Genomic DNA, 18,365 nt, shown 5'->3' on the forward strand with positions numbered 1-18,365 from the left:
ATGGTCCCAGCACTGGAACCTCGATCCCAAACCGTTCATCTGGAAAGCCAGCGCCGACGACATCATCACGAAAGTCCAACGTGGCCGCGAGACCCTTCACCAGATCAAATCGCAGACGGAGCACTAGTGGATGTCCGAGTTGCCTCGCGGGGAGACGGTCGGCAGCCCCTGTGATCCGGCAGCCTCGAGCAGCCGGCGATCGTAGGCGCAGAAGGCGGTAAGGGTCTTTCGATGGATATATGCCGTGGCAAGGTGTATCGCGTCGAGGGTGCGCAGCCCGGCAGGCGGGATCGTGGCCGCCGCTGAGGCGATGGTGTCGGTCAAGACAAGAGTGTCGATGGTTGACGCGACGTTTCGTGCCAGGGCTACAGCGTTGGGTCCTGTTCGTGCGGCCGCGCGTATCAGCTCAATGTGACCGACGGCGTTGGTGGCGAGATTCTCGTCAGGGTGCGCGTTGAGCCATTCAATCAGAGCAGCCGACTCTTCGTCAGCCGCAACGAGTTTCACCGATGCTGATGTATCGAGGTAGATCATCGGTCGGAGCGCTGTTCGTCCAGTATGGCGGTGAGCGAAGGACCTTCGATGAGATCGGCCATGCTGAATGGAACTCGTGGCGCGGTCGCGGCAATTAACTGGCCTTCGGCGATGAGTTGCTCACGGGCTTGCTCGGCGGCTGTGATCGGCACTAACCGCGCTACCGGCCGGCCGCGGTCGGTGATTTGGATGGTCACTCCGGCCTTAGCCTTCGCTATCCACACGCTCGCGTTCTGGCGTAGCTCACGAATCCCAATACTGTCCACGTCGCCTACTGTAGCACTCAACGTGCTACAAGGCGCAGACCTGAAGGATCAACCCAACGACGGAATACGTGGACCCCACTCGCATGCGGCGATGGAATTCCGCGTCGCAGCTGGCAAAATCGCTGGACGTGGCGCGGCGAGCGGTTCTGTCAAGCCTCTATGCTTTAATTTTCAGGCTTAAGCACCGCGACAGTTGCGCGCTTCCGCCTTCGATGGGAACCCAACCGCCTCGTAAGGTAATCCCAATGGGGACATCTCGAATCAACCACACCATCCGGCAAATCGGGTCGTTGGTAGTAACGGCAGTGACCGCTGCCTCCACGCTCAACGCCTATCGGCCGCTGGCGCGCAGCGGATACCTCTCCGTTTTCTCGTGGATATTCGGCCTGGTTGTCACCGAGTTGCCACTGCAGACACTGGCGAGCCAGCTCGGCGGGCTGGCACTGACGGCTCGCCGCCTCGCCCGGCCGGTGCGGGCGATCGCCTGGCTGGTGGCGGGCGTTTCGGCGGCGGGCTTGCTGAATTTCAGTCGCGCCGGGCACAAGGCCAACGTCCCGCTGACGGCGGCATTGGACAGCGGCCTGGGAACCACTCGCCGCACCGACTCTTCGGGCCTGTGGCGTCGGCCGACCGGCGCCGGCACGGCCAAGTCGCCGGGGCTGCTGCGGATGTTGCGGATCTACGGCGACTACGCCCACGACTCGAACATCAGCTACGGCGAATACGGCGGGGCTAACCTGCTGGACATCTGGCGCCGTCCCGATCTGGATCGGACCGGAAAGGCGCCGGTGCTCTTCCAGATTCCCGGCGGCGCCTGGACGGCGGGAAACAAACGCGGACAAGCTCATCCGTTGATGAGCCACCTCGCGGAGCTGGGCTGGATCTGCGTGGCGATCAATTACCGGCACAGCCCGCGCAACACCTGGCCCGACCACATCGTCGACGTCAAGCGCGCCCTCGCCTGGGTCAAGACGCACATCAGCGAATACGGCGGCGACCCCGACTTCATCGCCATTACCGGGGGTTCGGCCGGCGGTCATCTGTCGTCGCTGGCGGCGCTGACGCCCAATGATCCACAGTTCCAGCCGGGATTCGAAGACGCCGACACCCGCGTACAGGCGGCGGTGCCGTTCTACGGCGTCTACGACTTCACCCGGTTCGACGACGCGATGCACCCCACGATGCCGGCGCTGCTCGTGAAATCGGTTATCAAGCAACGGCCTTCGACGAACTTGCAGCCGTTTGTCACCGCATCACCGATCCACCACGTCTCGGCCGACGCTCCCCCATTCTTTGTGTTGCACGGCCGCAACGACTCCCTGGCTCCCGTCGAGCAGGCGCGTAGCTTCGTCACAAAGCTGCGGGAAGTCAGCAGGCAACCCGTCGTGTACGCCGAATTACCTTTGACCCAGCACGCTTTCGATACCTTCGGCTCGGCCCGCGCCGCGCATGCAGCGGTCGCCGTCGAGCAGTTCCTGGCCGAGATCTACCAGACACACCACCGATGACCGGCGCATACGTGCGATGGGTAGCCGAGGACGTCGCCAAGCCGCTGATCGATGTCTATCGGCGCACGGGTGCTGACGTCCCATTCGGCGATCCGGTGCCCTCACACGGGTGCGAAATGGAGGGCTGGTTCTGGCGGCTCACCGATTCCGCCTCGGGCCGCGTCGTCGTCGCGCTGTGCAGCGTGAACCAGAACCGGGACGGGGATTGGGCAACGGTCGCCGTCGCGCTGCACCCCGGCGGCATCGTGCGCTCGGCGGCCCTGGACGACGCCGAAACCGAACTGTCCCGCTTTACGGTCCACGCCGGAACCGATCCGAGCGGCCGCGTGGCGGCGGGCGCCGACGGCCTGCAGATCGATCTCGACGACATCCACCTGAACCTGCGCTTCGCCGATCCGTTCATGTGGCCCAAGGCCTTTGGCGGCGGCGGCGTCTTTTCCTCGATCCCCTTCCTCAACCAATACTGGCATCCCTACCGCCTCGGTGGAAAGGCAAGCGGCACCGTCGAATTCAGCGGTGAGACCTGGACGTTCGATGACGCTAAGCTCTACGCGGAAAGAAACTGGGGCGCGGGCTTTCCCGAGCGCTGGTGGTGGGGTCAGGCACACGATTTCGGCGATGCTGACGTTTCAGTCGCGTTCTCCGGTGGCCTCCTTCAGCTCGGGCCGCTCCGCCGAGATGTCACCGGAGTGGTCGTGCGACTGGGCGATCGCGTGATCCGCCTGACGCCGCCGGCGCTGGTGCGGTCGCAGCTCAGCGACGGACGCTGGACGGTGCGAGCGCGCACGCCGCGCTACCAGATCGATCTGGACGGAGACGGCACTCACCTGGACCCACACGTCTTGCCGGTGCCGCTGCCCGCGGAGCGCCGCAATGTCGATACCGACTTCGAGCACCTTGCCGGTCGACTGCATTGCACCGTGCGCAAGTTCGGTCGAGTGGTATTCGACGGCACCTGCGAGCTGTCGGCTCTAGAAGTCGGCAGCCGACCGCCCCTCAGCCCCTGAACCGCCTGAAGTAAGACAACAGTCGATACGACGGCACCGGCCTCGGCCAGTCGTCGGCACGGAAGTACGCGTCCGACCCGCCGTCGACGAAAAGAACACTCCCACATAAGAAGTCCGCGGCATCCGAGAGCATGAAGATCACCCAGTCGGCGAGCTGGCCCGCGTCGCCGAATCCGCCGATCGGGACCGGGAACGAACGAATGCGTTTCGCCTCGTTCGGTGACGCCAGCCCTTCCTCCAGTAGAGGCGTCATAATCGCCCCCGGCGCGAGCGCATTCAAACGTATGCCTGCGCCCGCCCACTCAGGAGTTACCGCCTCACGTCGAACCCAACGGCTCACCGCGACCTTGGATGCGGCGTAGGCGAACACCGAAGCGTTCTTCCCGAAGAGCCGCACCGAGCGCACTGCCTTGTCGGCGTCACCCGCGAGGAACGCCCGGACGGCGCGCGCGGGAACCATGGGCGTCGTCGTGGTGGAGTTGCTGGAGAAAACGACGACCTTCGCGCGACCAGCGGCGGCCAGCGCCGGCCGCCACGCGCGCAGCAGGTCGACGACGCCAAAATAGTTGACCTGGGCGATCAGGCGGGCGCGCTCCGCGGTCGGTCCGGGACCGAGACCGGCGGCGAGCACGGCACCGTCCAGTTTGTCCCCCGACGCCGCCAAGACGCCGGCGGCCGCAGCCTGGCGTCCATCAGCGGTCGACAAATCGGCGACGATATCTGCCTGCTTGATGTCCACCCCGATCACGGTGTGGCCCGCGTCGCGCAGTTTCTGCGCGACCTGAAGCCCCATCCCCGAAGCCGAACCGGTGACTGCGTAGACGCCCATGGCCACTCCCTCAGCCAAGTATCGGGAAGTGGCGCTTGGCGGCCAACTCGTCGAGGCCCTTTTGCATCACGTCGCGCACGTGTGCATCGACCTCTTCGACGTCGGGATTGTCACCGAACTCGGCGGCGATGTTGATGGGTGGCAACACCTCGGTGACGATCTTGGTGGGCAGCGGCACGTTGACCGGCAGAACAACGCTCAGCCCGAACGGTAATCCGAAAGTTACTGGCAAGATGTTCGTTCGGAAGAACTTGCGCTCGAAGTTGGTGAGCCCAAGCAACCGCGCTAGCCGCCTGCCGCGGGTCAAGAACAGCTGACCCTCCTGCCCGCCGATAGAAACCGCGGGAACGATCGGCACCCCGGCCTCGATGGCTGTGGTCACGTAGCCCGTCCGTCCGCCGAAGTTGATGACGTTTTCCTGCCTCGTCGGCCGGTAGACGTCGAAATCGCCGCCCGGGAAGACCAAGACGACGGCGCCGGCTGCCAGTGCCTTCGCGGCGTTGTCGCGCGTCGCGCGGATCACCCCGGTGCGCCGGAGAAAGTCCCCGGCCGGTCCGGCGAATATCGTGTCGAAGGCGAGGGCGTAGAGCGGACGGTCGTAGCCGTATTTGTCGTAATAACCGACGCCGAACACCGACAGGTCAAACGAGACCAGGCCACCGGAATGGTTACAAACCACCAGTGCTGCGCCAGGCGGGATGTTGTCCAGACCCCGCACCTCAGAACGGAAATACCACTTGACGATCGGCCGGGTGAGCCTGATGATGACGTGCTCGGTCAGCGCGCGATTCCATTTGTCGATTTCGGTCGGGTCGGTGTCGGTGGCGCTCATGCCTTCGCTGATTTCATGGCTCAAGGTTGAGCTGATGGTAGGCCGATCCCCGCCGACGACCTACGGTTTCATCCGAAGAAGTGACCTTAGTCCCCGCCCTCAGCCGGCCGCCCACTCCTTGGCACGCTCGAGCTCGTCGAGACCGAACAGGGCGAGCTCGCCGGGGACCATCCACGCCAGCGCATGCAGCGTATGGACGGCCCATTCCTTATCGGTCACTACCGCGATTCGCTTGAAGGCCGAATGATGCTGGAAGAGAGCGCCCAGGCCCAGCTTGAGGTCCTCGACCAACCCGCCGGGGCCGAAGCCCTCGTAATCGGACGCGATGACCTCAACGATCCTGATCTCGCCGGTGTTCACCAGCTCCTCCATGGCCGGCTTGAACTCGCGCAGGTCGTCGCCACGCAGCCGGCCAGACACGCGAATGCCGGTCACTCCCTCCGGCATGTCTGGCAGTACTTCGATCATCGAATTCTTCCTTCCAGCGTTGTTGCGCCGCAGCGGGTGTGCAACGGCCAGGCGAGTTGACGCAGGTAGCCCGCCGGTTCGGTGTCGTCGACGCCGTATTGCGCGGGCCAGCAGTTGGCCGGGAAATACAACGTCCCGAAACGTGCGTCCAGGAGCGGGAATTCGCCCGCATAGTTGCTGTTGTAGGCCTGCGGTTCACGCGCATGATGCCAGTGGTGGAACTGCGGGGTGCCGATGACCCATCGCAGCGGTCCGAAGTTCATCCGCACGTTGGCGTGGATGAAGATGGCTTGCAGCGTGATGACGATGACGAACGCACCCAGGCTGATCCGACCGAAGCCCAGCGCATAGAGCGGCAAGACCGCCACCGAACGGGTGAAGGTCTCGTCAACGGGGTGAAGATGAGTGGCGGCGAGCCAGTCCATCTCGCGGATGCTGTGATGCACCCGATGGAACCGCCACAGCAGCGGCACCTCATGGGCCGCGCGGTGCCCCGCGTAGCCGCCAATCGTCGCGATCGCCAACCCGGCGGCGATCTGCACCCCGCTCGGACTCGTGGCGACGGCGGTGCGCAGCGGTGCGGGCACGAAAACCCTTAGCAATCCGCCGATTACGACCACCGAGACGAGCATCCCGATCCGCAACACATTACCGTTGACCAAAAAGTGCACCACATCGGTGCGCCATCCCTGCCGCAGCACTCGACGCGGATGCAACGCGAACAGCCGCTCGAGGGGAACGAAGATCACGGCCAAAATCGCGAGGCCGAAAATGATTTGGCTGCGCACGCTCAGCGCGGCCAGGATCACCAGCGCCGTCACGACCACCAACACGACGCCGCCGAACGCGACGCGCGACCGGATCTCGATGGTCTGCGGCGCCGCCACATTCTCGGTACTCGCGAGCGCTCGTTCGGCACACCCGGGTTTGGCGGCGAGTCGACCCCATCCGGCCAGTACTGCGCCAGCAGTATCCCGATCAGCCCGGCGGCGAGGTTCTGGGTGGCCACCGCGATCGAGGTCATCAGTATCCCCGCTTGTAGGAACAGGCCCGACACGTTCAGTGACCGCCGCCCGCGAAGCAGCCGACAGGCCTGCCATCCGACCATCCCCAGCGCTGCCAGCACCAAGAGCGCCGGAAGGCCCGCACCGTGACCCGGATGCGCACGCGCCAAACGCCCGGTCACTCCCGCAGCTTTCAACAGCGCGAGCAGCTCGATCCCGTACAGCACCACCAATCCCGCCGCCAAACGACGATCGGCCCGTGAGTCCTGTTGTGGCGGTGCTGCTCCAACCACCGGGTGCACGACGCCTAGCATGCTCCGCGCATCTGAGAATCCACTGAGATTTTTTGCTTGAAATTGTCGCTCAGAGGCGGGCAAAACGAGCACCACGCGCCGCCGACAGGCAGGACGACCAGGGATAAAGTTATCTGCTGTGCAGAGCGACATGACTACGAGATTCGCCGAAATCGTCGGGACCAGCCACTTGCTGACGGGCGACGCGATCCCCGAGGACTATTGGCACGACGAGGAGCTCACGAAGCCGCCGCAGAAGCCGGCGTACGTCGCCAAGCCGACAACAGCAGAAGAGGTTTCGCAGCTACTGATCGCCGCCACCGAACACGGTGTGCCGGTAACGGCCCGCGGCTCCGGGAGCGGCCTGTCGGGGGCGGCGCGGCCGCGCGAGGACGGGTTGGTGATCTCCTTCGAGCGGATGAACGCGGTCCTGGAAGTCGATACGACCAACCAAGTCGCCGTTGTCCAGCCCGGCGTCACTTTGACCGAACTGGACGCCGCAACCGCCGATACCGGCTTGCGGTACATGGTTCATCCGGGCGAGCTGTCCTCGAGCGTCGGCGGCAACGTCGGAACCAACGCCGGCGGGATGCGCGCGGTCAAATACGGGGTGGCCCGGCACAACGTGCTAGGACTGCAGGCGGTGCTGCCGACCGGAGAGATCATCCGAACCGGCGGCAAGATCGCCAAGGTGTCCACCGGCTACGACCTGACCCAGCTGATCGTCGGCTCCGAAGGCACCCTGGCCCTGGCCACCGAGGTGATCGTCAAGCTACATCCACGGCTCGACCACAGCGCCACAGTGCTTGCCCCCTTCGCCGACTTCGACCAAGTCATGGAGGCGGTACCCAAGATTCTGGCCACCGGGCTCACGCCCTACATCCTCGAGTACATCGACAACATGACGATGGCCGCGCTCATCCACACCCAGAACCTGGAGCTGGGCATTCCGGACAAGATCCGCGACACCTGCGAGGCGTATCTTGTTGTGGCGCTTGAGAGCCGCACCGCGGACCGACTCGACGAGGATGTCGAGAAGACCGGTGAGCTGCTCGCCGAACTGGGCGCCGTCGACGCCTATGTGCTCGAAGGAGCTTCGGCGCGCAAGCTGATCGAGGCTCGCGAAAAGGCGTTTTGGACGCTCAAAGCGGTTGGCGCCGACGACCTCATCGACACCGTCGTGCCGCGCGGTGCGATGCCGAAGTTCATCTCCGCCGCACGCGGTCTGGCGACGGCTGCCGGCGGGGCCGCGGTGGGCTGCGGGCACGCCGGCGACGGCAACGTGCACCTGGCCATCCTTTGCAAGGAGCCGGATAAACGGAAGAAGCTGATCACCGATATCTTGGCGCTGGCAATGGAATTGGGCGGCGCGATCTCCGGTGAACACGGACTTGGCCGCGCCAAAACCCCATACTTCCTCGAGCTCGAAGACCCGGCCAAAATAGCCCTCATGCGGCGGATCAAGAAGAGCTTTGACCCGGCGGGCATCCTCAACCCCGACGTTGTCTTCGCCGCGGAATCACTTACGTAACAAGAAGTCCGGGATATGTCTTTGTGTCCGCCTCACAGCGACAACCGAACGCTTCGCGGCGCGCCGCGGCGAATTGTCGCTGTGAGCGGGCAAAATGTGTGTCTCCGCTCCGAGAAACTCGTGCGACTGGTGTGACTTCGCCGGTGATGGGCTCACATCCCGAAATGCGCCCCATGCACTGCAGCGACGGCCTCCGGTGGTCCACTGACTTCGACCTGCGCCGCGGCTTGGCGGCCGAAGACGTACAGGAGTAGTTCACCAGCCGGACCACTGAGTCGAGCCGTCGGCTCACCTGGTTGAACCCTCACCCGCTCGTTGGTTCCAGCCCACTCAATCTCCAGCCCGCATGCGTTAAGCCGGCGGCTCAGATAACGGCCGCCGCGTCGAACATTTCGCCACAACGCGGCATCCATCGCAGGCGTGAGGCTGCGGGGCGCTTGGCCATTGGCTCTGCGAACATCCTCGTGGTGCACGAAGAACTCGTTGAGATTCGCCAACGAGCGCACCCATCCGATGCGGAAGAATCCGATTGGCGGGCCGGACCGGATCCGCCCGACGAGCCACGTAAAGTCTTTGCGCTGAGCCAATCTGGCCCTACGCCGCTCGGCGAACCCTTCGAATGGACCGGGCAGGACGAGGCAGGGTCCTGCGACGGGATCGCGTTCTCGTAACACAAGGTGGGCGGCCAGATCGTGAGCGGTCCAGCCCTCGAGCAGCGTAGGAACGGAAGGGCCGAGCTCCTCGAACAGGTCGCAGAGCTCGCGGCGTTCTTGCGTGTCCAGCGGAACATCAGCCACGCCGTCGAAGTCTACGGGCGCTCGAGCCTCAGTTGACCAACCGACTGCAGCATGCAAATATTTTGGGATATGTATCCCAATCCATCGCAAGGCGGGTTCGCATGAACGCGACACCCACCGTCGTGCTCGTGCACGGAGCATGGGCCGACGGCGGACATGGATCGTTTTGCTGGCCGGCTGTCGCCCCGGGCCGCTCCTGGTGTTCACGAGAATCACCTCTCGATATCGGAGCCTAATGCGCTCTACGCTTCAAAGGGCCACTCACATGAGAGGGGTTAGCTCGATGAACGTCGTGTCGCGAATTGTGGGCGTGCCGATCGCGGTGATTGCAGTCGCGGTCTTCGAGGCGCAAGGACCGGCACTTGCCGATCCGCCACCCACACAGGCAATTACCGCGGTGGCCGTCGGACCCAATGGCCAACCGATCAACGGTTACCGAGAGGCACCTTCAAACGGCAACGTCACCGCGGTCAGCGACTGCACCACGCCGTCGCCGTCGGCGGTGGCCAACAACGTCTACTACTGCTCGCCCACCGCGGCGGGTGCCGGCACCTGCTGGCCGTCAACGCCCGGATCGCTTTTGTGCGTTGACAATCCGTGGGACAAGCGCTTGCACCGGGTGACCTACGGCGGCCCGCTCCCGCCGGTGCAGCCCACCGCTTCACCCGACCCGTTCGCGCTTCTTCTCGACGGCGGCACGCGCTGCCTGTTCCGCAATGGCGGTGCGTGGGGCAGCCGCGCTGACGGCTACGTCGGCGTCTACGACTGCGGCGACCTCGCGGTCCTGTGGCTGCCCAGCCAGGGCGCCGGCACCTGCATCGACCGCTCGGCCCCGGTGTGGACGGTCAAAGTCGGCCAACTGGGCGCACCGACGACCTCGCCGCCCCAGACCCGTGCGGTGACGACCGCCTGGTTTGCCGGCGCTGCTTGAGAGCGGCGTTTCCGGGCCCGCGGGCGGAGCTGGTCCGGTAACTTCTGTGCATGTTTGGCATCATCCGGCCCTGCCGTCACCAGCTCGGCGGCGAGCTCGCGGCAGCCTGGACCGCCCGGTTGTGCGGACTGTGCCTGGCCCTGCGCGACGACTACGACCAGAGCGCGCGGATCGCCACCAACTACGACGGGCTAGTGGTTTCGCTGCTGGTCGAGGCGCAGTCGGCCTTGCAACCCACGCGCCGGGTGGCCGGGCCGTGTCCGTTACGCGGGATGCGGCGCGCCGACGTGGCCACGGGCCAGTGTGTGCGACTGACGGCGGTGGTGTCGTTGGCGCTGGCCGCGGCGCAGGTACGTGACCACGTCGACGACCGCGACGGCGTGATCGGAGCGCTCGGCGTGCGGCCGGCGCGCGCCGCATCGCCGAGCGGTGGCTGCGCCAGGGCACCGACGCCGGTCACACCCTGGGCTTCGACACCGGTGTCCTGGTGGCCGCGATGGACCGGCAGGCCGAACTCGAAGCGACAGCGCGTCCGGGCAGCTCGCTGCTCTCGGTAACCGAACCCACCGAGACGGCCGTGGCCGCAGCGTTCGGGCACACCGCCCGGCTGGCCGGCCGCCCCGCCAACGAGGCGCCGCTTCGTGAGGTCGGTCAGCTGTTCGGGCGGGTCGCACACCTGCTCGACGCCGTCGAGGATTACCGCGACGACGTGGCCCGTGGCAAGTGGAACCCGTTGGCCGCCAAAGCAACTCCGGTCGCAGACATCCGCGCACTGTGCGACGACGCGGCGCTGGGCATCGAATTGGCCTTGGCCGACGTGGAATTCACCGACGGCCGTCTACCACGCCGGCTGCTGACCCGCGAGTTGCGGCGAGCGGTGTCGCGCACCTTCAGCCGGGCCGGCTACACAGCGCACAGCGAAACGCCGCGCGGCCAGCAAGAACCCATCAACTTCGGCAGCGAGGAGCTCGAACCCGGTCCAAAACAAGGCCAAGCGAGCCGCTGGGAAGGCTGCGGCTGCTATGGCTGTGACCGCTGGTGCGATGGCTGCGACTGCTACTGCTGCGACGCGGACTGCTGCGATGCGGACTGCTGCGACGCGGACTGCTGCGACTGCTCATAAAGCCCCGCCGTACGGCAGTATGGGCTGGTGTTTGGGCTAGAGGTCATCGTTGCGCTGGTTGGCACCGTCATCTTGGGTACGGTGCTGGGCCGGCGCTACCGCGTGGGTCCCCCGGTTCTGCTCATCCTGCTCGGCTCGCTTCTGGGTCTGATCCCGGTTTTCGGCAATGTGCGCATCGACGGCGAGATCGTGCTGCTGCTGTTCCTGCCCGCGATCCTCTACTGGGAGAGCCTGAACACCAGCATTCGCGAGATCCGCAAGAACCTGCGCGTCATCTTCATGTCCGCCATTGCCCTGGTGATCGTCACCGCGGTAGCGATCTCGTGGACGGCGCGAGCGATGGGTATGGAATCGCACGCGGCAGCGGTCCTCGGCGCCGTGCTCTCCCCCACCGACGCGGCCGCCGTCGCCGGTCTGGCGAAAAAGCTGCCCCGCCGGGCCCTGACCGTGCTGCGCGGCGAGAGCATCATCAACGACGGGACCGCGCTGGTGCTCTACGCCGTGACCGTCCACGTCGCGATCGGGGGGGCCGAGGTCAGTCCGACCGACTTGACCGTCCGGTTCGTCGTCTCCTACCTCGGCGGTATCGCCGCGGGGCTGCTGGTCGGGGGGGCGGTGTCTTTCTTGCGCCGCGGGATCGACGCGCCCCTGGAGGAGGGAGCGCTGAGCCTGCTCACGCCGTTCGCGGCGTTCTTGCTGGCCCAAGCTGTGGGTTGCAGCGGGGTGGTCGCGGTCATGGTCTCCGCTCTCATGCTCAGTTACTACGGGCCGGTGGTGATCCGGGCCCGGTCCCGGCTGCTCGCTTTCGGATTTTGGGATATTGCGACGTTCATGATCAACGGCTCGCTGTGGGTGTTTGTCGGAGTCCAGATCCCCGGCGCGCTGCACGGGATTAACCACGTCGACGGTGGCCTTCGCCGCGCTGTCTACCTGGCTCTGGCCGTCACCGGCGTCACCATCGTGACCCGGTTTGTCTGGGTGGAATTCAGCACTTTGTTGGGTCGTGCCGTGGACCGTGGCCTGCGCCGGCCCAACCGCGCCGCCGGTTTCCGTCAGCGCTGCGTCACCAGCTGGGCCGGATTCCGCGGCGCCGTGTCGCTTGCCGCGGCCCTGGCCGTTCCGCTGACCACGCTCAGCGGCGCGCCATTCCCGGACCGCAGCCTGCTCATCTTCGTGGTGGTCGCGGTCATTCTCGTGACCGTCATCGTCCAAGGGATCTCGCTGCCCCTCGTTGTTCGCTGGGCCCGGATGCCCGAAGATGTCGCGCGCTGTAACGAATTGCAACTGGCCCGCAGCGTCGGCGCCGAAGCCGCACTAGAGGCGCTACCGGTGGTGGCCGGCGAACTTGGCGTCGGTCCGAAGCTGCTGAGTCGTCTGGAAAAGGAATACCAAGAACACGCCGCGGTGGTCATGGCCAACGACGACGACCCGATGGCGCACGACTTGGTCGAGCGGAACGAGCTGGTTCGACTGGTGCGTCTTGGCGTCCTGAAACATCAACGCCGGGCCGTCACCGCGCTTCGTAACCAAAATCGCATCGACGACATCGTGCTACGCGAGTTGCAGACCGAGCTGGACTTCCAGGAAGTGCAACTCCTCGACTCTTCCGACAGCAAGTAAACTCACCATCCAATTTCGTTACAGCACAGGGAATCAAGTATTTCTGGGCACTGTTTGAGACAGAGGTACCTGGGAGACGCTCACCACCCACGCGGCGAGAGCCGCGGGCACGACAGCGGCCGCAATCCCGAGCACGATGCCGGCGAGCGCGAAACCACCCCGACCGGCCTGGCCGCGCCTGACCCGTCGACGGGCGACGGCACCGGTCACCACCGCGCTTACGCCGGGGATCACACCGGCGGCCCAGGCTCGGTCATCGCCACCAGGGTACTGACGTGGGGATTTCATGGACTGTTCAGGCAATTGTCGGCGTCATATCGTTGACCGGCCACAAGCGCCGGATGTCCTCACCTTATGCGTGTTGTTCAGGTCGCCAATTTCTATGGCCCTCGCTCAGGCGGCCTGCGCACCGCGGTGGACCGGCTCGGCGCCGAATACTGCGCCGCCGGCCACGAAGTACTTCTCATCGTCCCGGGTTCACACGCCGACCGAAGCCAGTTGCCCACGGGTGTCGTGCGGATCACCCTGCCTGCCAAGCTGATTCCGTTCACCGGCGGCTACCGCGCGGTGATGCCGGCACCCGTGCGTGCACTCCTGGCGGCCCTGCGACCCGATGCCTTGGAGGTCTCGGACCGGCTTACGCTGAGGTCGCTGGGCCGTTGGGGCCGCGAACATGGTGCCAGAACCGTGATGATCTCCCATGAACGCCTGGATCGCCTTGCGGGCCAAGTGCTTCCGCCTCGCACCGCGCGCAGTCTCGCCGACTTCGCCAACGCGCGCACGGCCGCCAACTACGATACCGTGGTCTGCACCACCGGGTTTGCGCGCGAAGAATTCGACCGCATCGGTGCCACGAACGTTGTCACCGTCCCACTGGGCGTGGATCTGCAGACCTTCCATCCGCGCCGCCACTCCCCCCTCGTGCGGCAGCAATGGGCCAGACCCACTCAGCTCCTGCTCGTCCACTGCGGCCGGCTGTCGGTGGAAAAGCGCGCGGACCGCAGCATCGACGCGCTGGCAGCCTTATGCGACTTCGGTGTCGACGCCCGACTGGTCGTCGCCGGTGAGGGCCCGTTGCGCGCCAGACTGCAACGACAGGCCGCCCGGTTGCCGGTCGACTTCACGGGTTTCATCTCCGACCGGCACACCGTCGCCGGGCTATTGGCCTCCGCCGATGTCACGCTGGCGCCGGGCCCGCACGAGACATTCGGGCTGGCCGCGCTGGAATCACTGGCATGCGGAACGCCGGCCGTCGTGTCGCGGACGTCCGCGCTGAGCGAGATCGTCACGCCGGACAGCGGCGAGTTGGCCGACAACGACCCAGAGGCCATCGCGCGAGCGGTCGGCACGGTCATCAGTCGGCCCGAATATGACCGACGCATCTGTGCGCGGCGCCGCGCTGAGATGTTCACCTGGCGGCAAGCGGCCGCGGGCATGCTGACATCGTTGAAAACCCCGCCAGTAGGCGACCAGCGCCGCGATTCTCAACACACCGCATAGCGCTTCACGACGCGGACCACGCGCATTATTAGTAGTTTCGCGGCAGTGCTGCGACCATAGCTTCGACCCGGTCGCGCTTGAGTGTGGTGATGCTTCCGTCCGGTAGTCCGAGGATGCGGTCGATGGCAAATCCGTGGAGTCTGAATCTCGTTGTCAGACGGTCGATTGCCCGCTCCCGGGCAGACTCGTCGGCAGCTTGCAACACATCCAAGATGCTCGAGTTCGTTCGCGCGGCAAGACCATAAATCATGTCAGCGACGCCTTCGGGGTCGAACGTATCGAAGATGCCGTCTGCGACCCCGTCCGATATCAGCCGCGTTAGCAGAGGCAGGAAAAGCTCTTCTTCGACGGTGAGGATTCGTCCGTACAGATGGGCGTTGTCGGGCCGCAGCAACGACACCATCGCGGCCAGCTGCTCCGGTCCGCCCATCTTCATGTTGACGTCAAAACCCGCCTGCAACGCCGCATTGAGCCGAGCTAGCGCGTCACCACCGCACGCGGCGACGGCATCGTCGACACCGGCGAATGCTTCCCGGGCGCTGCGCTCGGCCAACGCCGCTATCAGCGCGTCTTTGGACGGGAACCAGTGGTAGAAGGCACCTTTGGAGACTCCGGCGTCGGCTATCAGATCATTCAGGCTGACATTGTCATATCCGTGCCGCAGAAATAGCCCCGACGCCCGATCGAGCAGCTCTGCTCTGCGGATGTCGGGATGCTTAATTACCCGCGGCATGCGGCCGATCCTGGGCTGGGCTCGCCACGGCTTTTGGCGTCGACCGTTCCGGCTTCCAGCCGACGTACGTCAGGTACAGCCCTGCGGAAGCTAGGCAGATGAACACGACCCATATCGCTGCAGTCGCACCCGAGCTGTAGACGGCGTTGCCGGCGGCATCGTAGGCCCGGGGAACGGTCAGCAGTAACACCCCACGTATCGCGAGAAACCAGCCCACGACAGACACGATGATCGCCGCGGGGCTGCGCCAGTACTGGTGAAACGCGATGATGATCACGCCGAACATCAACAATATGGCGCCAAATAGCCATGGCCACATGGGGTTTGCCTGAAATTCCGTAAATAGTGTTCGCATGTACGAACCGCGCACCGCAACCGTGGTAGGCACGATCGTGAAGAACGGGCCCAACGCGCGGGCGAACATGCGTGTGCGGATCTGCGACTGCTCTGATGTGCTCATTGCTCTACCTCCAGCGTCGCCAGAAATTCTATACCGACCAGTGGTTGGTATACCAGACCGACAGTCGGTGTGGCCTCGCGTCTCGCGCGTGAGTGTCCAAGCCCCGCCTAGCCCGTGGAAGCCTAGAGCCGTCGTGCCACGCTTTGGTCCCCTTGACTCGCAGTTTGGGCTCGCTGCCTGTAGCGCCACGCGGCGGCTCACCCGCATCAAGGTCGATGGTGATCCCCGGTTCAGCTTGACTTTTCGTCAAGCGATACGGGGTGTTAGGAGGCGCATTCGGCCGTAGATAGGCTCGTTGGTGTGCAAACACGCGGCCAAGTACTGATCACCGCCATAGAGTTGGCCAGCGTTATCCAGGCAGGCGATCCGGTCACCATTCTGGATGTGCGTTGGCGGCTCGATGAACCGGATGGGCGAGCGACCTACCTGCAGGGCCACCTACCGGGCGCGGTGTATGTGTCACTCGAGGAGGAGCTCAGCGACCACACGATCGCCGGCAGAGGCCGTCACCCGTTGCCGTCGGGACACAGCCTGCAGGCGGCCGCACGCCGGTGGGGAATTCGGCAGGACGGCTTGGTGGTGGTGTACGACGACTGGAATCGAGCCGGCTCCGCGCGAGCGTGGTGGGTGCTCACCTCAGCCGGGTTGGCGAATGTCCGCATTCTGGATGGCGGCCTGTCCGCGTGGCGGTCGTATGGAGGAAGCCTGGAGGCCGGACCGGTCATCCCGCAACCGGGGAATGTGACTGTGCTGCATGATGATTTGTATGCCGGAAGCCGACCGACGTTGACGGCTCAGCAATCCGGGGCGGGAAGCGTGACGCTGCTCGATGCGCGCGCACCGGAACGCTTCCGCGGCGACGTCGAGCCCGTCGACCCGGTTGCCGGACACATCCCCGGCGCCAAAAACCTTCCCAGCACGGCCTTCTTGGCCGACGACGGCACGTTTCTCGGTGACGGTGCGCTCGCCCGGTTGTTGAAAGATCACGGCATCGATCCCCGCGACAGCGTGGGCGCTTATTGCGGCTCGGGTGTCAGCGCGAGCGTCACGGTCGCGGCGCTCGCCGCGCTGGGCCGCGAGACAGCGCTTTTTCCGGGCTCATGGTCTGAGTGGAGTTCGGATCCGAACCGCCCCGTTGGGCGCGGTTCCGAATAGGGATTAGTCGTTGTGTCGCCATATCCCTCGCCTTCTGCTCCGCCGAGTACGCGCGCAGTCAGATGCCGGCCCAGCTCTGCAGGAAGGCCGCAACCGTTCGAGCGGCATTGTCCGCCGCGATCCGCTTGTAGTAGAAGAACGAAAACGGAAAGCCCGGCAGGTGCAGCGGGTCACCTCGTCCGTCCGAAATGCCGCGGATGCCAAGGAATGGGACGCCGTGCGCATCGGCGACGGCCTGCGCCGCGGCCGTATCCATGTCCGTTGCGTCGAACGCCGGGTTCTGCTGTGCGATGCGGAGGTTGCCGATCAGGCCCCTGACCAGCCAGGGCCCTGCCGCCTGAAAGAAGTTGCCCGTGTGGAAAAAGGAGCGATTGGGCGCGCTGCGGGGCTGGCAGCCAAAAACTTTTCCCCCGTTCGGGATAGACGGGAATGCCGTGCCGTTGTTGTTGTCGCTGCTGGAACCATCACCACCGACGACCAGTTGTGGTTGGCGTCCAAGGTTATGCAACCGGAGACTGTTTTCCAATGCGATAGAAAGCGTCTGCGCCGTGGCCAGCATCGCGGGGTCGACCGGGTGAAATGTTGTTCCGTCGTCCAGAGTCCATTGGGCAGGTATGGCCACATCCCCGATCTTGGGCCGCGAGCCACCACCCGCAACCCCCGAGAACACCACCGCGCCAATGGAGATGGAGGACCCGCGGGTGAAACGGGCGAACGCAGTCTCGGTGGTATTGGTTGCGTTCACCAGACCGATACCGGTCATCGCGACGATCACCTTCTTGCCGCTGATCGTGCCCAGGTAAAAATGCCTGCGGTCGGCGACAACCACCGGGTTGGAGTCAAGCGTGGTGTGCGACAACACCGCGTCACATTCGGCCGGAAAGGCCGACAACACCAAGATGCGCTGTTCACATGAACTCAAGGTCACGTCTCCCGCGGGGCCAACCGACGCAGCCGTTCATCACCATACCGCGGATGCCCGAATGCCAGCGATGATCACGTCGAGGCCGCTGCGAAAGCGTGCCGCGGCTTGCCAAGTGTCGCGCCCAGCCGGGGTTACCGAGCGCGATTCCTCCACGGATACCAAGCCCAACATGTACGTGTACAACACCGTATGGGCCGCGGCCGCAGGGGCTTTGGCGAGTCCGGCTTCGGCGAGAAGTGAACGGCTGAGCCGGTCGAGACGGCGTGCGCTTTCCCCAGGTCTCCTGGTCTGCAACATGCCAGCGACACCGGGAACCCGGAGAATCACTTCGCGTGCGGCGCAGTAGAGTTCGATGAGCCGGACGTCCCATGGGCCGGCCGCGGGAACCGGGATCGCCGCCAGCAGGGAGTCGGCCAGCAGGTCCAGCGCCGCTTGCTTGCCCGGGACGTGGTAGTAGACCGACGGCACGGCCACGCCGAGTTCGTGGCGAGTTCACGCATTGTCACGCGCTGTATACCGACGCGTCGCGCCAGGTTATGCACCCCAGCCAACACCTGCGCGCGATCGAGTTCGCCATAGACACGTCTCATCCCGGCTGGCAGTGCAACACGTCTATTCTCGGTGGCCACGAGTTACTCCCGGTCAGATCTTCGACAGCAACAATGCGAGCGCTGTTCGAATCTGTAGCCAATATCTGCCCGCGGCAAACCAACCGGCCGCTAAGATCGGCATCAATGTCAAAGGCGATCCGACTGATAGCCGTCATCGCGGTGGGATGCGTTGGTACTGCGGCGTGCGCATCGCCGCAGCCGCCGCCACCAGCGTCGGGTCCGAGCACGACGAGATCAC

The 18,365-nt window shown here is 65.0% G+C and carries 22 protein-coding genes; 10 read left to right on the forward strand and 12 right to left on the reverse strand.

The genetic code is table 11. The features are described 5' to 3' along the window. Positions 1-123: 123 nt before the first annotated feature. Complete coding sequence (locus ACLP9N_RS25840) at positions 124-534, reverse strand: type II toxin-antitoxin system VapC family toxin (protein WP_442410046.1); 411 nt, start codon at positions 532-534, stop codon at positions 124-126. Continuing rightward, a complete protein-coding gene (locus tag ACLP9N_RS25845) occupies positions 531-800 on the reverse strand; it encodes a type II toxin-antitoxin system Phd/YefM family antitoxin (protein WP_442410047.1) in 270 nt (89 codons plus the stop codon). The genes ACLP9N_RS25840 and ACLP9N_RS25845 overlap by 4 nt, the downstream gene beginning before the upstream one ends. A 245-nt stretch (positions 801-1,045) precedes the next feature. On the opposite strand from ACLP9N_RS25845, the gene ACLP9N_RS25850 reads away from it, so the two are divergent. Further along, entirely contained in the window at positions 1,046-2,308 is a 1,263-nt protein-coding gene (locus tag ACLP9N_RS25850; protein ID WP_442410048.1) for an alpha/beta hydrolase fold domain-containing protein, read from the forward strand. Continuing rightward, on the forward strand, positions 2,305-3,315 hold the full coding sequence (locus tag ACLP9N_RS25855) for a tocopherol cyclase family protein (protein WP_442410049.1): 1,011 nt from the start codon (positions 2,305-2,307) through the stop codon (positions 3,313-3,315). The genes ACLP9N_RS25850 and ACLP9N_RS25855 overlap by 4 nt, the downstream gene beginning before the upstream one ends. On the opposite strand, the gene ACLP9N_RS25860 is transcribed toward ACLP9N_RS25855, so the two are convergent. The 5 genes from ACLP9N_RS25860 to ACLP9N_RS25880 all read right to left on the reverse strand — a co-directional run bounded on the left by ACLP9N_RS25860 (position 3,305) and on the right by ACLP9N_RS25880 (position 6,762). Further along, entirely contained in the window at positions 3,305-4,144 is an 840-nt protein-coding gene (locus ACLP9N_RS25860) for an SDR family oxidoreductase (protein ID WP_442410050.1), read from the reverse strand. The genes ACLP9N_RS25855 and ACLP9N_RS25860 overlap by 11 nt on opposite strands. A gap of 10 nt (positions 4,145-4,154) precedes the next feature. Then, positions 4,155-4,976, reverse strand: a complete 822-nt coding sequence (locus tag ACLP9N_RS25865) for a lysophospholipid acyltransferase family protein (RefSeq protein ID WP_442410051.1) — start codon at positions 4,974-4,976, stop codon at positions 4,155-4,157. 99 nt (positions 4,977-5,075) lie between these two features. Beyond that, positions 5,076-5,444, reverse strand: a complete 369-nt coding sequence (locus ACLP9N_RS25870; RefSeq protein WP_442410052.1) for an STAS/SEC14 domain-containing protein — start codon at positions 5,442-5,444, stop codon at positions 5,076-5,078. Continuing rightward, the gene (locus ACLP9N_RS25875) at positions 5,441-6,331 is read right to left on the reverse strand and encodes a sterol desaturase family protein (protein WP_442410053.1); all 891 of its coding nucleotides are present in this window, start codon (positions 6,329-6,331) and stop codon (positions 5,441-5,443) included. Before ACLP9N_RS25875 ends, ACLP9N_RS25870 begins: the two co-directional genes overlap by 4 nt. Then, positions 6,262-6,762: a hypothetical protein gene (locus tag ACLP9N_RS25880; protein ID WP_442410054.1), complete on the reverse strand. Its 501-nt coding sequence runs from the start codon at positions 6,760-6,762 to the stop codon at positions 6,262-6,264. Before ACLP9N_RS25880 ends, ACLP9N_RS25875 begins: the two co-directional genes overlap by 70 nt. 130 nt (positions 6,763-6,892) lie before the next feature. Here ACLP9N_RS25880 and ACLP9N_RS25885 point away from each other — a divergent pair, with 130 nt between their 5' ends. Next, a complete protein-coding gene (locus ACLP9N_RS25885) occupies positions 6,893-8,272 on the forward strand; it encodes an FAD-binding oxidoreductase (RefSeq protein ID WP_442410055.1) in 1,380 nt (459 codons plus the stop codon). Between the two features lie 152 nt (positions 8,273-8,424). Here ACLP9N_RS25885 and ACLP9N_RS25890 read toward each other — a convergent pair whose 3' ends face one another. Continuing rightward, positions 8,425-9,069, reverse strand: coding sequence for a TIGR03085 family metal-binding protein (locus ACLP9N_RS25890; RefSeq protein ID WP_442410056.1), 645 nt, complete (start codon positions 9,067-9,069; stop codon positions 8,425-8,427). A 283-nt stretch (positions 9,070-9,352) separates the two neighbouring features. Here ACLP9N_RS25890 and ACLP9N_RS25895 point away from each other — a divergent pair, with 283 nt between their 5' ends. Genes ACLP9N_RS25895 through ACLP9N_RS25920 form a run of 6 tightly spaced genes read left to right on the forward strand, consistent with a single transcriptional unit; the run spans position 9,353 to position 14,243 of the window. After that, positions 9,353-10,000 (forward strand): hypothetical protein, encoded by a 648-nt coding sequence (locus tag ACLP9N_RS25895; protein ID WP_442410057.1) that lies wholly within the window; start codon positions 9,353-9,355, stop codon positions 9,998-10,000. A 50-nt stretch (positions 10,001-10,050) separates the two neighbouring features. After that, positions 10,051-10,557, forward strand: a complete 507-nt coding sequence (locus ACLP9N_RS25900; RefSeq protein WP_442410058.1) for a DUF5685 family protein — start codon at positions 10,051-10,053, stop codon at positions 10,555-10,557. Next, positions 10,488-11,123, forward strand: a complete 636-nt coding sequence (locus ACLP9N_RS25905) for a hypothetical protein (protein ID WP_442410059.1) — start codon at positions 10,488-10,490, stop codon at positions 11,121-11,123. Before ACLP9N_RS25900 ends, ACLP9N_RS25905 begins: the two co-directional genes overlap by 70 nt. A 27-nt stretch (positions 11,124-11,150) precedes the next feature. Continuing rightward, positions 11,151-12,743, forward strand: coding sequence for a Na+/H+ antiporter (locus ACLP9N_RS25910; RefSeq protein WP_442410060.1), 1,593 nt, complete (start codon positions 11,151-11,153; stop codon positions 12,741-12,743). Positions 12,744-12,797: 54 nt separating this feature from the next. Continuing rightward, positions 12,798-13,067, forward strand: coding sequence for a hypothetical protein (locus ACLP9N_RS25915; RefSeq protein ID WP_442410061.1), 270 nt, complete (start codon positions 12,798-12,800; stop codon positions 13,065-13,067). Between the two features lie 30 nt (positions 13,068-13,097). Further along, positions 13,098-14,243, forward strand: a complete 1,146-nt coding sequence (locus tag ACLP9N_RS25920; protein ID WP_442410062.1) for a glycosyltransferase — start codon at positions 13,098-13,100, stop codon at positions 14,241-14,243. A 28-nt stretch (positions 14,244-14,271) separates the two neighbouring features. Here the strand turns inward: ACLP9N_RS25920 and ACLP9N_RS25925 are convergent, their stop codons facing one another. After that, positions 14,272-14,976, reverse strand: a complete 705-nt coding sequence (locus tag ACLP9N_RS25925; RefSeq protein WP_442410063.1) for a TetR/AcrR family transcriptional regulator — start codon at positions 14,974-14,976, stop codon at positions 14,272-14,274. Beyond that, positions 14,960-15,436 carry a hypothetical protein gene (locus tag ACLP9N_RS25930; RefSeq protein ID WP_442410064.1) on the reverse strand — a complete coding sequence of 159 codons (477 nt, stop codon included), beginning with the start codon at positions 15,434-15,436 and terminating at the stop codon, positions 14,960-14,962. The genes ACLP9N_RS25925 and ACLP9N_RS25930 overlap by 17 nt, the downstream gene beginning before the upstream one ends. A 300-nt stretch (positions 15,437-15,736) precedes the next feature. Between ACLP9N_RS25930 and ACLP9N_RS25935 the strand changes: the two genes are divergently transcribed. After that, positions 15,737-16,591, forward strand: a complete 855-nt coding sequence (locus ACLP9N_RS25935; RefSeq protein ID WP_442410065.1) for a sulfurtransferase — start codon at positions 15,737-15,739, stop codon at positions 16,589-16,591. Between the two features lie 58 nt (positions 16,592-16,649). Here ACLP9N_RS25935 and ACLP9N_RS25940 read toward each other — a convergent pair whose 3' ends face one another. Both ACLP9N_RS25940 and ACLP9N_RS25945 read right to left on the reverse strand, forming a co-directional pair. Then, on the reverse strand, positions 16,650-17,519 hold the full coding sequence (locus ACLP9N_RS25940; RefSeq protein WP_442410066.1) for a 5'-methylthioadenosine/S-adenosylhomocysteine nucleosidase family protein: 870 nt from the start codon (positions 17,517-17,519) through the stop codon (positions 16,650-16,652). 33 nt (positions 17,520-17,552) lie between these two features. Continuing rightward, positions 17,553-17,990 (reverse strand): TetR/AcrR family transcriptional regulator C-terminal domain-containing protein, encoded by a 438-nt coding sequence (locus ACLP9N_RS25945; protein ID WP_442410067.1) that lies wholly within the window; start codon positions 17,988-17,990, stop codon positions 17,553-17,555. Positions 17,991-18,365: the final 375 nt, after the last annotated feature.

It is taken from the genome of Mycobacterium sp., assembly GCF_052144515.1.
Lineage (GTDB): Bacteria > Actinomycetota > Actinomycetes > Mycobacteriales > Mycobacteriaceae > Mycobacterium.